Source organism: Qipengyuania oceanensis (genome assembly GCF_009827535.1).
Lineage (GTDB): Bacteria > Pseudomonadota > Alphaproteobacteria > Sphingomonadales > Sphingomonadaceae > Qipengyuania_C > Qipengyuania_C oceanensis.
In genome coordinates this window covers 1,213,499-1,226,082 of record NZ_WTYN01000001.1, presented here as the reverse complement: position 1 = coordinate 1,226,082, position 12,584 = coordinate 1,213,499, and the positions used below count along the sequence as shown (strand labels likewise).

The following is a 12,584-nucleotide window of genomic DNA, read 5'->3' as shown; positions in this document are numbered from 1 at the left end:
GTTCAGGCTTCCTCCATCCGGCGCGCGGGAACCGGGCGCGGATTGCCCGCCTTGTCCGCGCGTTTCCTTCCCGCCTCGATTTCCTTCAACAGGTCACGCACATAGGCATCGAAATCGAGCTGGATCGTGTGCCGGCGGCTCTCGTAGAACTGGCCGGTGTGGTACTTCTCGTCGGCGACGATCGTCTCGTGCATCGTCTGCTCGTCGGGCGGAAGATATTTGCCTGCAAGATAGGCCGCGACCAGCTTGGACTGCTGCTCGGCGAAATTGACCAGCGTCGGCAAGGGCTGACCCAGCCCCATGTAGAACAGGTCCGGCACGTCCGGCTTGAGCATCCGCTTGTAGAGCGGCGGCGGGCAATTGTCGGCATCGGCCTTGAACGACGGCTCGTCGAAGAAGGGGAAGGAAATGTCGTAGCCGGTCGCCCAGACGATCGCGTCGAGCTGCTCCCGGCTGCCATCGGTAAAGACGACCCCGTCGCCATCCAGCCGCTCGATCGCCGGCTTCATCGTGATATCGCCCGATCCGGCACGCAGCAGGAATTCGCCCGAAACGGTCGCGTGGCTGTCGAACGGGCCGATCTCGGGATCTGGCAGGCCGTAATCGCTCATCTTGCCGACCAGCTTCTTGATGAAGCGCTCGCCCAGTTTCTGCCGCAGCGTTTTTGGCATCCAGGCGGGGGCCGGGTTCTTGTCGAGCGGCGCGCCGTTGTAGTATTTCGGCAGGACCCAGACACCGCGCCGGGTCGAGACGAACAGCTTTTCCGCGATCGGACGCTGTGAAAGTTCGCTCGCTATATCCATCGCCGAATTGCCCATTCCGACCACCAGGACCCGCTTGCCGACGCAGTCGATCGGCTCGAACGGCGTGCGGTAATGGTGGCTGTGGATCTGCTCGCCGGAAAATTCTCCCGGGTAGTCCGGGATGCGGGCGTCCCAGTGGTGGCCGTTGGCGACGCACAGCGCGTCGTAGTGCCGGGTTTCGCCGGTCGAGAGGGTGACGTCCCAGCCGCCTTCCTCGCGCCTCCGCGCCTTGTCCACGCGGGTGTTGAAGGTGATGTGCTCGCGCAAGCCGAAATGATCCACGTAATCGTGGAAGTACTGCAGCAGCTGGCTGTGATGCGGATAATCCGGCCAGTCGGCAGGCACGGGGTAATCCTCGAAGGCGAGCCGCCATTTCGAAGTGTCGATGTGAAGCGACTGGTAGCAGGACGACAGACCGTTGGGATTGCCGTAATACCAGTTGCCGCCGATATCGTCCGAGCCTTCGAACACGTCGAACGGGATGCCATGATCCTTCAGCCGCTTGGCGGTGGTGAAGCCCGAACAACCTGCACCGATGATGCAGACACGAGGAAGGGTAGTGGCGCTGATGTCTCTCTCCATGCGAAGAAATATGTTGCGGATCGCAACGCAAGTCCAGCGTGCAAAAAGGGATGCGCCTTACCGCACCGCGCTTACCGGTGGATCGAGCGCGCCGGTTGCAGATAAGGTATTAATCCGATTGAAGTCTTCACCTGACGAAAGCTCGATGAGTAGACTTTCGGACGCGACACGAATTCGCCGACCCCGGTTGGCGAACCCCTTGCCCATCGGACCGGTGGGCGGCTGATCGACAAGCCGATCCTGTTCCAGCTACAAGCCGGAAGAAAGATGAAAGCGTGAAACAAGAACAGAGCGTCCTCGTCACCGGCGGTGCCGGCTATATCGGCAGTCATGCCGTGCTGGCCCTGCGCGATGCGGGGCGCGATGTCGCCGTGCTGGACAATCTGTCGACCGGGTTTCGCTGGCTCGTCCCCGACGATGTGCCTTTCTACCAGGGCGATGTCGCGGACGCCGGATTGCTCGCGAAGATATTCGCCGAGCGCGGGATGGGCGCGGGGCGCGGTGCGATCATGCATTTCGCCGGATCGATCATCGTGCCGGAATCGGTTTCCGACCCGCTCAAATATTACGACAACAACACGTCCAAGAGCCGCGGGCTGATCGCCGCCGCGGTCGGGGCGGGCGTGCCGCATTTCATCTTCTCCAGCACGGCGACGGTTTACGGCGAGCCCGAGGTGCGGCCGCTTTCCGAGGACGATCCGGTGCAGCCGGTCAACCCCTATGGCATGAGCAAGGCGATGACCGAGCGGATCCTGGCCGACACCAGCGCCGCCCATCCGATCAACCACGCGGTCCTGCGCTATTTCAACGTCGCCGGAGCCGATCCGCAGGGACGCAGCGGGCAGTCGGGCGAGGGGGCGACCCATCTCATCAAGGTCGCGGTCGAATGCGCTACCGGCAAGCGCGATCATGTCGCGGTGTTCGGCAATGATTACCCGACGCCCGACGGGACCGGGATGCGCGATTACATCCACGTCAGCGATCTGGCGGCAGCGCACCTGGCCGCGCTCGACGCGCTGATGGCCGAGCCCGATCGCAGCCTGACGATGAACGTGGGTTACGGGCGCGGCTTCTCGGTGCTCGAAGTGCTCGACGCCGTCGACCGCGTCGTCGGCCGCAGCCTGCCGCGCCAGCAGGAGCCTCGGCGTCCGGGCGATGTCGCCTCGCTCGTGTCCGACCCTTCGCGCATTCGCGGCACGACCGATTGGCAGCCGCGGCACGACGATCTGGAGAGGATCGTGGCCGATGCGCTCGCGTGGGAAGAGAAACTGAAGACCAGGCGCGCGGAGCCGGGTGACTCCGCACAGCTGGAATACGAACAGCCAGCCTAGCCGTCAGGCCGTCTGGCGGTCTTCGAGAAACCTGCCGAGATCCTCCCGCCTGACCGACGCCTTTCGGGCCTGCCTCAGAAGGTCGAGCGCTGCGGGCGACAGGAACGGTTCGCCGCTCTCGCCGCAAAGCAATTGCGCAGCGAATTCCTCGGGAGATTCCATGAGAGCGAGCACGATGTCGTAGGTCCGGGAAAGGGCCTGGCGTTCGGCGCGCCGGCTCTGCTCTTCGGCCTCGCGTGCGAGACTGGCCGATTTGCGGGCCTCGTCCAGCAACGAGGACAAAGAGCTGCTGTTCGTGGGCGATGAATTCACCGCAGCGGGTTTTGCGGCACGGGGTTTTTCTTCCCTGGCCGATCTGTTGATCGCAGAATGTTCGAGTTCCAAAATGTCGGCGTCATCCGCCATCGGCGGATTGGCGACAATCGCGCTTGCGTCGAGATCCAAGACGTCTTCTCCAAGTTTTTCCGGCTTTCGCCCCGGCTCTGCGATGACGGCGACGATGCTTGTTATCTGTTTTTCCCCGAAAGGCATTACGATGCATTGGTAGGTTTCTGCTGTGTCGGTCGTCTCCCTGTTCTGGATTTCGAAACTCGCTGGTTCGCAGCGCTCGAAGACCTCGGAAAAATTGGTCTGCAATCCGACGAGAAGCGGCAGCGCCGCCGCCTCGCCGCGATCGATGTCGACCTGGTCGAGCCCGGTCATCTGGGCGATGATCCTGCCGATGAAACGCACCTCGAGCTTGCGTTCGTCGCTGTCGGCGCACGAAACGAGGTCGAAGGTTATGCTGCGGTCCCACAGGTCGGCGAGGAAGGCATCGGTGATCTGCTCGGGCGCCGGCATGGCCCGGTCACCGGCAAGCGCGTGCCACTTGTCGACGATTACCGATGGCGATGCCTGGTCGGCCTTTCCGAAGCGCGCGCTCTGACCGGCGAGCGTCCTGCCGGAACTGCGCCTCGTGCGTGGGAGCGTCGTCTCGTGACGAAAACTGTCGACTGCGATCCAGATCAGGGGATCGCTGTTGACCCATTGGGCCCTGCTGTCGCTTGAAACACGGTTCATTATCCGGCGCACTCGCTTGCTTGGCTGCCAGCTCTGCGATCCAGCGGACGGCATGTGTCTGGCGAACGGGTGTTACCTGTCAGGCGAGCGACAGCAATTCGCTTTAAGGCGTAAGGCCACTACTCGAACGGGGTACGCCCCGGATTACGGGATCGTACCGATTACCGTTGCGCGGCTGCGCAGCTATCCCGCCAGGATGGATCGGTCATGCAGGGGCGGGGATCGCATGCGGTGCAACGGCGATTTTCGGAACAGGTCCGAAACCTGTGTCAGGGCAGATCATCGCTCGATCGGCTTCGGCTCTCCCGGCCGTTCGGCCAGTTTTGCGCCGGACAGTGTTCCGGGTCGGGTGAGCGGCGGCGTTAACGATTCCTCCAGTCCGATCATCGAGAGTATCCTCGCAACACGATTGGCGGAGGCGGGATGATCCTACTGGCTCACATGCGCGAGGCTGGAAGCGCGGCTGATCGCCGTGGCCATTCGCGCGGGCAAAGCGGCGCGATCCTGTCGATCGGCGGCGACAGCAGCGGCACGCCGGTGATAGTTCTCGATCTGTCGCGATCGGGACTGCGGCTTCATTCTGCGATGCCTTGCCCGGTGGACAGCCACATCCGTATCGAAATTCCGGGCCAGGATCCCATCGGTGCCCGGGTGAAGTGGCAGAACGGTCTGGAATTCGGCTGCCAGTTCGACGCGCCCCTGTCGAAAGGTGCGATGAGCGCGTTCATCCTTCGCTCTCCGCGGTTCGATGGCGAGACGGTCGGCGCATACGAGCATACCGAGATCGTGCTCGGACAGGATGCGGCCGAGATCGGTCGCTGGGTGAGCGAGTTCGATGCCGAGGGGTTCGGGCGCCGGATCTCAGGGTTCCGCGTCGACGAAAACCAGGATGTCGTGGCGATCATCACCGAGCGAAACTGATCTCTCGACACGAGTATCCGATGGGGTGTTTTTCCCATCCGGTCTAATTCATTACGCTAGCTGGCATTCCCATTATTGCGTCCGGGCGGAAACCTCGGGCTAGCAGGCTATGCACCGGCTCCGAACCGGATAAGACCTTTTCCGACCGTCGTATCACGTGCGCGAAAAGTGCCGCGGTGGAAGGGGTGCTTCATCCGATGGATGATCCAAGCGATATCAGGAAAGCCTTGTGGGAGAGTATCCAGGCATTGATGGCCGACAATACGTCGGGCATCGATTACCGTTCGTTTTCCAGGATATCCGACCGGTTCCTGCGCGAGTACGGGGACTTGCGAAAAGACGGGCTCGCGGGGCAGACGATCGCGCTCGCCATGCTGGGGGCGACCCTGAACATGTATTCGATGTTCGGAGCGCACCGGCAATTGCCCGACCTGCTGCGCGAGCTGGCCGACTCGCTCGATCAGAACCGGAACCTGCACTAGAGGCACGTCGAGCCAGCGTTCCGGCTCCCGGGCGCCGTTCATCTACCCCTTTAGGACTGACCCCTAATGCCGCTTTGCAGCAAGCGGCCCTCAAACTAGCTTCATTTCAAGGGATTGGCCGCATTTCGCAGGTGGCCGGCCCGGTTCGACTTATTCTCTGCAGCTAACGGGTCATGCGCATGCATATCGACGTCATCATAGCGACAACCGATCGTGCCGAGATCGTCGGCGAGACGGTCGATTGGTTGCGCCATCAAAAGCGCCTGCCCGATCGCGTAATCATCGTGGGTGCGGCAGAGGCCGATCTGCCTACGGGCCTGTCGGTGCCCTTTCCGGTCGTGGAGATGATCGCGGCGAAGGGCCTGTGCAACCAGCGTAACGCCGGCCTCGACTTCGCCTGCGAGAAGGCGGGCGCGATCATGTTCTTCGACGACGATTTCTTCGCCGAAGAGACTTATTTGGCCAACATGGAGCGGCTCTTCGAAAGCGACGACGACCTGGTCGGCGTTACGGGAGTGCTCCTCGCCGACGGAGCCCAGACCGGGGCGATCGCAGCGCCTGATGCGCGGGCGGCGCTGCTCTCCCACCAGACGCGAGAGACGCAGGACGACCGGGCATGCACTTGGCTTTATGGCTGCAACATGGGTTTCAGGGCCTCGGCCTGCGCACAGCTTCGCTTCGATACGAATCTCCCTTTCTACGGCTGGCAGGAAGACGTCGATTTCTCCGCCCAGCTGATGGCGAAAGGCAAACTGCTGCGCTCTGCCTCGCTGACCGGAATCCATCTCGGCACGCGCCGCGGCCGGACATCCGGGTTGCGGCTGGGATATTCGCAGGTGGCGAACGTCCTCTACCTGCAGCGCAAGGGCACGATGCGGCTTTACCAGGGTTGGCGCCTCTTGCTCGGCAACCTCGCCGCCAACATCATTCGCAGCTTCCGCCCGGAACCCGAGATCGACCGGCGCGGGCGGCTGCGCGGGAATGCCATAGCTTTCCTCGACCTGCTGCGTGGCCGGATCGACCCGCGGCGGATCATCACGATGTGATCCCGAAGTGGCGGGTGCTTGGCCGGGTCGGACGGGTCCGATGTCTCAACGCGACTGCGCCGTCGGGCGGCACTGATCGATGAGCATGCGACACGGCCTCGTGCGTGGTGCCCTGTCGATCGGTGGGGCCCGCGCGGTTACCAGCGCCTTCAACGCCGGGGCCCTGCTGGTGCTCGCCCGCCTGCTGACGCCGCACGATTTCGGTATTGCCGCGATCGCTTCTGCGGTCCTTTATTTCATCGTCTCCCTGACCCAGTTCTCGATCTACCAGGCGCTGGTCCAGCGACCGACGGTGGACCAGGAACACATCGATACCGCCTGGACGATCGCGTTGCTGCGCAGTCTCGCCATCGCGACCTTCTTCGTGGTCGCAGCATGGCCGCTCGCCTATCTTTACGACGACTGGTCGATGCACCGGGTCTTCGTTGTGATCGGCATCACGGGCGCCGTCATGGGCCTGTACAATCCGCACATCGTCCTGGCGCAAAAGGGTATGCGGTTCACGCCGATGGCCGTGTATCACCTGTGCAAGTGTGCCGGCCTCGTCACCGTCGTGGTGCTCGCGCTGATTTTCCGCAGCTTCTGGGCCATCATCATCGGCAACCTCGTCGGCGTCGCCCTGGCATCGATCGTCAGCTACATCATCATCCCCTACCGGCCGCGCGTCACGCTTTCGCGGTTCCGCGATCTGTGGGGATTCTCGGGCTGGATGTTCCTCAACCAGTTGTGCGAGACGACCAACTGGCGGTTCGACCAGCTGGTCATCAGCGTTCTCGTTCCCAAGGCGCAGATGGGCCTTTACGCGATCAGCTACAGTCTCGCGATCATACCGACGCGCGAGACGATCCAGCCCCTGCGTGAAATCCTGTTTCCCGGGCTCGCCAATCTGACCGACGACTTGCCGAGATTGTTGCGCGCTTTCGTCAGGGCCCAATCGACCATGGCTGCCATTTCCGCGCCGCTGGCGCTGGGCCTTGCGCTGGTCGCCGATTCCGCGGTGATGGTCATGCTCGGCCACCAATGGGTCGATGCGCCGAGGTTCGTCCAGATATTCGCGATCACCTCCGGGATCGGCTCGTTCGTGTCCTGCACCGCTCCGGTCGCCATGGCCCTCGGCGCGACCCGTATCGTCTTCCTGCAGCAGTTCTGGACGCTGATTGCGCGCATCCCGCTCGTGCTCGCGGGATTGCATTTCTACGGCCTGTGGGGCGCGGCCTGCGCAGGTCTGGTGTGCGAGCTCATCCTTGGTACGATCTCGGTCGGCTATGTCCGCAGGCTGCTCGGCCTGCCGGTCCGCGACCAACTGCGGATGCATCTGCCGACGCTGCTTGCGCTCGGGGTCATGGCGGGCGCGGTCCTGTCGCTCACACCGCTTGTCTACTCGACTTTCTCGGCAGACCTGCTGCGTTTCGTGTCGCTGACGACTATCGGCGCGATTGCCTATGTCGGTACCAGTCTCGCGATCTGGATCGCACAGGGTCGCAAGGCCGGGGCGGTGCGAGAACTGATCGAGATTGCCAGCCAGTTCTCGCCTGCGCGTTTCCGACCCGCTGGCTGAACGGCACGAGCACCCGCGAAGTGGCGCGGGACCCCAACTTGGTCAGGCGAGCTTTTCGATTCCCGATGACGGGCGCGTCATGACTGGCGCGGAACTCGCCGCCTCGTCGCTGTAACTGGCGAGTGTGCGCGGTCGCATGGCCAGTGCGGCGCCGGCGAAGATCGCGAAATGCATCCCCGGGTCGACATGGGGAGAGGACACGATCGAGGTGATCAGCGAAAGCACCGCTGCGCTCGCGAATGCACCGCCAAGGTCATGGGTCAGATCGTCGGTTTCCATGTAGCTGGAGCGGCGCCGCGGCTGGAAGAAGCTGTAGACGTAGGCGAGGAAGGCCGCGGTGCCGATAATGCCGACCGAACCCAGCATGGCCGTTGCGCTGCTCGACGAGCGGAAGCTGCCCGGCCCCACCCCGAGGCCGTAGGAATGCTTGAAGGCCTCCCATCCCTGGAGCGCCCAGAAAAGCCGCTGCTGGCCCGAACTCGACGATGATTTGGCGACGGTCATGTGGACGAGCATGTCGTAGGTCTGCTGGGCGAGGCCCGGGACCACGGCGAGCATCACTGCCGCGAGGACGGCGAGCGTGCCGCACAGATTGAGCATGGCCTTGAGCTTCCTGCCCGCTCCATCGAACGGGAACAGCATGAGGCGAAGCCACCAGGCGACGAAATAGACCGACAGCCCAACATAAGCGGTCGAAGACGTGCTGAAAAACATCGTCGCGGCCAGTGCGCACGCGGCCATGCCCGTCGCGCGCGAGCGGATCGAACGGTACCAGAGCTCGGCATTGAGGACGAACAGGGCGAAAGCCAGCTTGGTATAGGCGGCGGCTTCGGGGAAGGTGCCGCGGATGCGCACGAAGGAGCCGAGCGCATTGTCCATCTGTGCGTACTGGCCGTTGCGGAAAAATTCGAAGACAGCGTCGGCCGACGTTCCCCGGGCCGGAATGGCGGCCCAGCCGAGCGTGACATGGATCCACGCCATCACGATGCCCGCGCTTACCAGCGTCTGGTATCCCTGGCCGAAGCGGCAGATGCTGTAAGTCGCGATCGCGGCGAGGGCACTGCCGACGATGTAGAGCGCCGCGGTCACGTTCTGCGACGTCGGCTCGAGCGGTACTGTATCGAACAGGTTTCGCGCATCTCCGTAGCTCATCGGGAACACGTCCATCGTCCCGGCAAAGATGCGCGGCGCGATATAGGAGCTCGCGATTGCGAACAGCGCGAAGAACACCAGCCAGATATTGTTGCGCACGGATTCCGCGATGGTCCACAGATAGCCGCCGCCCGGCATCAACAGGCGCAGGTAGACGAACAGCAAGGCCAGCTGCGCTGGCGGGATCGAGGATCCTCCGAGCGAAGGCAGCTTGAGCGCTGCCGAACCGCCCAGAAGCAGGGAACCGAGCAGCAGGGCCAGGGTGCTGCGCATCCCGCCGAAAAAGAGAATCGCTATTCCGAGCGCCAGCTCGATAAAGCCGATGATGGTGATTTCCATCGCCCTTCGCTCACCCTGCTGCGACCGCTTCGCGCATCTTGCGATCGAAGATTTCCGGTGAGAAATCCCGCGATCGCCTGACGCTTGCGGCCGGATCGAATTCCGGCAGGAAGCGCTCGAGCGCCTCGACTGCCTGGACAAGCGTGTCGGCATCCTGCCGATCGAACAATATGCCGGTCTGGCCGTCGATCACGCTGTCGAGCACGCCGCCCCTGCCATAGGCGACGACCGGGCGGCCTGACGCCATCGCTTCGACCGGCGTGATCCCGAAGTCTTCTTCGGCCGTCATCAGGAAAGCGCGCGCCCTTGCATAGGCCTTGCGCAATTCCGCGAAGGACAGGCGGTCGACGAAACGGACATTGGGGCCGGCCCGTCGCTTGAGGTCGGCCAGCATCGATCCCGTGCCGACCATTAGCAACGGCTTGCCGTTGGCGGTGAAGGCATCGACGGCGAGATCGGGGCGTTTGTACGGGACCATCTGCCCCGCCCACAGGTAGTAGTCGGCCAGATCGTCGCTGGGAGCGAAAAGATCGACCTCCACGGGAGGATGGATGACGTCCGCCTCGCGCCGCCAGACCTTGCGGATGCGCCTCTGCACGAAGCTGGAATTGGCGACGAACCTGTCGACCCGGGCGCTCGATGCGAGGTCCCAGCGGCGCAGCCGGGGGTAGGTCGCCGACATGACCGCGCGCACCGGCGCGGACGCGCGCGAGCGATAGTGGTGATAGTGGTCCCACAGGTACCGCATCGGGGAGTGGCAGTAGCAGACGTGGCTAGCATCCGGGCTGGTGATGACGCCCTTGGCCGGCCCGGATTCGCTGCTGATGACGAGGTCGTAGCCCGTCAGGTCGAGTTCTTCGAGCGCCAGCGGCATGAGCGGCAGGTAATACTGGTAGAAGCGCTGCGCGAAGGGCAGCTTCGCGATGAACGTGGTCCGGATCCGCGCCTCGCGCAGTTCCGCCGACAGCTTCTCGCGGTCGCACACATGGGTGAAGATGTCGGCGTCCGGGTAGAGCTTGAGCAGGCGCTCGAGAACCCGTTCGCCACCGCGCATCGAGACCAGCCAGTAATGCACCAGCGCGGTGCGCGGGCTGGAGAACGGACGCAAGTTGCGGATCACGCTCGCCGAGCGAGGGATCTCCTTTCCCGTCACGAGTAATATTCTTCGTATTGCCGGTAGTAATAGGTCGAATCGGTACGATCGAAGAAGTTCTTCTTGCGCAGATCGACCTGGTTCAGGGCCACGCCGACCACGTTGACCTGGTCGTCCGGGAGGCGCTTGCGGGCAGCCTTGATCGCGAAAGAGGACGTCTTGTGCCACTGGGCGGTCAGCACGACGGCATCTGCGCGGCTCGCCAGGACGCGGGTACTCGCCATCGGCAGGACCGGCGGCAGATCGAGAATGATATTGTCGAAATGCTCGCGCAGCGTGTCGAGCAGCCGGACGAACGCGTCCCCGGTCAGCAATTGCTCCGGCTCGTCGTCGCTGCCTTTCAGCGGGATGACGCAGAACACCCGGTCACCGACCAATTGCTCGACATCGAGCGGGGATTCGCCGCTCAGGATCTCGATCAGACCTTTCTGTTCAGCCCGCAGGTCGAGCAGTCGGCTGATACCGCGTCGACGCAGGTCGCAGTCGATCAGTACCGTGCGGCGACCGCTCGTGGCCAGGACGTGGGCGAGACAGCAGGCGGTGATCGTTTTGCCTTCGCCGGGCAGGGCCGAGGTGATCGCGATGACCTGCGACTTGCCCCGTGTCGCCTGCGAGATCGAGGTATGGAGCGCGCGGAAACTTTCCGTGAAGATCGACTTGGGATCGTCCCTGACCGCTGCGACGGCATGCGGATTGCCGGGGTCGACCGACTGGAGCAGGGGGATGGAGGCCAGGAAGTTCTCGTTCAGCTTCGTTTCGACGTCATGCGCGCTGTTGATCCCCTGGAAGAGCGCTTCGCGAGCGTAGGCAACGATGATGCCGAGGCCGAGGCCGATCACCAGTGCCAGCGCCAGGTTCAGCTGGAGGTCCGGCGAGCGGGGGGAGAGCGGGGCCTGCGCGAATGTCAGGATTTGCGCATTGGGCTTTTCGGTGCCTTCGGCCGCGACGAGCGCCTTGAACCGGTTGAGGTATGTCTCGTAGATTTCCTGCGACGCGACGGCAGACCGTTCGAGTTCGCTCAGGCCGACCATGGCCGCGTTGTTCTCCGAAAGCTTGCCCCGCGCCGACGAGAGGCTGGAGTTGAGCGAGGCGAGGCGCTGCGAGGATACCGCCTGCTTGGCGCGCAGGTTGGAAATCACGCGCCCGATTTCCGCCTGGATCTGGCTGCGGATCTGGGTCAGCTCGTTCTGGGCTCGCCTGAGTTCGGGGTGGTTCGCACCATAGCGCCCCGACATGTTGGCGACCTGGCGAGCGACCTCGGCCTCCTGTGTCCTGAGCGATGCCACGACCGAGGACTCGAGCGCTTCGCCCACGTCGTCGCCGGCCGAACCGGAGCGTAGCTGGCCGAGCGCGGTGTTGAGGCGGGCCTGATCTTCGGCGGCTTCCGCGCGGGCCTTCGTCACTTCGAAATTGTAGTTGGAGATTTCCTGCTCGGTCAGCGACGTGCCGGTCGTGGTCAGGAGGTTGTTGGCGATCCGGTACTGCTGCAGCGCCTGGGTGTCCGCCTGGGCCTGCTCGCGCAGTTCGGCGAGGCGCTGCCGGACGTCCTCGCGTTCCTGATCGTGGCGATCGCGCACGCTCATTTCCTCCCAGCCGGTGAACTGGCGGGCGTACTCGTTGGCCAGCATCGCTGCCTGCTGCGGATCCCCGGCATCGACGCTGATCGTGATCGCGTAGCTTTCGCCTGTGCGTTCTGCAGCGACATTTTCGCGCAGGCGGTCGATCAGTTCGCGCTTCTCTTCCGAAGCCATGCCCGCGTCGAGGCCGAGCGATCGGGCGACCTTTTCGGACATGTCCCGCGATCCGATGATCTCGATCTGGGTATCGACCAGTTCTCCGCTCATCATGGTCGGCTGGGCCTGCGCGCCGCTACCGTCGACCAGCAGGCTGGTTTGCGGCGTCAGCATGACAGTCGAGCGGGCGTTGTATGTCTTGGGCGCCAGCATCGAATAGGCTGCCGCAAGGGCCAGGCACAGGAGAACGCAAGCCAGGATCGTCTTGTAGCGACGGCGGAAGAACCCGAGACTTTCGCTCAGGTCCAGCCGATCGGACGGCGCGAGCGCGCGACCGCCCATCAAGGCGGGCGTTGCGGAGGATCCTCCCGGCAGGATTAGTTGGCGCGAACTCATTCGACTACTCCGATGATGATTGGCGCGTT

10 protein-coding genes are annotated in these 12,584 nt (G+C 63.6%); 5 read left to right on the top strand and 5 right to left on the bottom strand.

The window, feature by feature from the left end; genetic code table 11:
* Positions 1-2: 2 nt before the first annotated feature.
* Positions 3-1,385 carry a flavin-containing monooxygenase gene (locus tag GRI48_RS05925; RefSeq protein ID WP_160672761.1) on the bottom strand — a complete coding sequence of 461 codons (1,383 nt, stop codon included), beginning with the start codon at positions 1,383-1,385 and terminating at the stop codon, positions 3-5.
* Between the two features lie 275 nt (positions 1,386-1,660).
* Between GRI48_RS05925 and galE the strand changes: the two genes are divergently transcribed.
* On the top strand, positions 1,661-2,716 hold the full coding sequence (galE, locus tag GRI48_RS05920; protein ID WP_160672758.1) for a UDP-glucose 4-epimerase GalE: 1,056 nt from the start codon (positions 1,661-1,663) through the stop codon (positions 2,714-2,716).
* Between the two features lie 3 nt (positions 2,717-2,719).
* Here the strand turns inward: galE and GRI48_RS05915 are convergent, their stop codons facing one another.
* A complete protein-coding gene (locus GRI48_RS05915; protein ID WP_160672755.1) occupies positions 2,720-3,775 on the bottom strand; it encodes a PAS domain-containing protein in 1,056 nt (351 codons plus the stop codon).
* 423 nt (positions 3,776-4,198) lie between these two features.
* On the opposite strand from GRI48_RS05915, the gene GRI48_RS05910 reads away from it, so the two are divergent.
* From GRI48_RS05910 to GRI48_RS05895, 4 genes are all read left to right on the top strand, one after another.
* A complete protein-coding gene (locus tag GRI48_RS05910; protein ID WP_160672752.1) occupies positions 4,199-4,696 on the top strand; it encodes a PilZ domain-containing protein in 498 nt (165 codons plus the stop codon).
* Between the two features lie 197 nt (positions 4,697-4,893).
* A complete protein-coding gene (locus GRI48_RS05905; RefSeq protein WP_160672749.1) occupies positions 4,894-5,178 on the top strand; it encodes a hypothetical protein in 285 nt (94 codons plus the stop codon).
* Positions 5,179-5,357: 179 nt separating this feature from the next.
* Positions 5,358-6,224, top strand: coding sequence for a glycosyltransferase family 2 protein (locus GRI48_RS05900; RefSeq protein WP_160672746.1), 867 nt, complete (start codon positions 5,358-5,360; stop codon positions 6,222-6,224).
* Positions 6,225-6,303: 79 nt separating this feature from the next.
* On the top strand, positions 6,304-7,782 hold the full coding sequence (locus tag GRI48_RS05895) for a lipopolysaccharide biosynthesis protein (protein WP_160672743.1): 1,479 nt from the start codon (positions 6,304-6,306) through the stop codon (positions 7,780-7,782).
* A 42-nt stretch (positions 7,783-7,824) separates the two neighbouring features.
* On the opposite strand, the gene GRI48_RS05890 is transcribed toward GRI48_RS05895, so the two are convergent.
* From GRI48_RS05890 to GRI48_RS05880, 3 genes are all read right to left on the bottom strand, one after another.
* Entirely contained in the window at positions 7,825-9,273 is a 1,449-nt protein-coding gene (locus tag GRI48_RS05890) for an O-antigen ligase family protein (protein ID WP_160672740.1), read from the bottom strand.
* Between the two features lie 10 nt (positions 9,274-9,283).
* Complete coding sequence (locus tag GRI48_RS05885; protein WP_160675450.1) at positions 9,284-10,327, bottom strand: glycosyltransferase; 1,044 nt, start codon at positions 10,325-10,327, stop codon at positions 9,284-9,286.
* A gap of 95 nt (positions 10,328-10,422) precedes the next feature.
* Complete coding sequence (locus GRI48_RS05880; protein WP_160672737.1) at positions 10,423-12,555, bottom strand: GumC family protein; 2,133 nt, start codon at positions 12,553-12,555, stop codon at positions 10,423-10,425.
* Between the last annotated feature and the right edge of the window lie 29 nt (positions 12,556-12,584).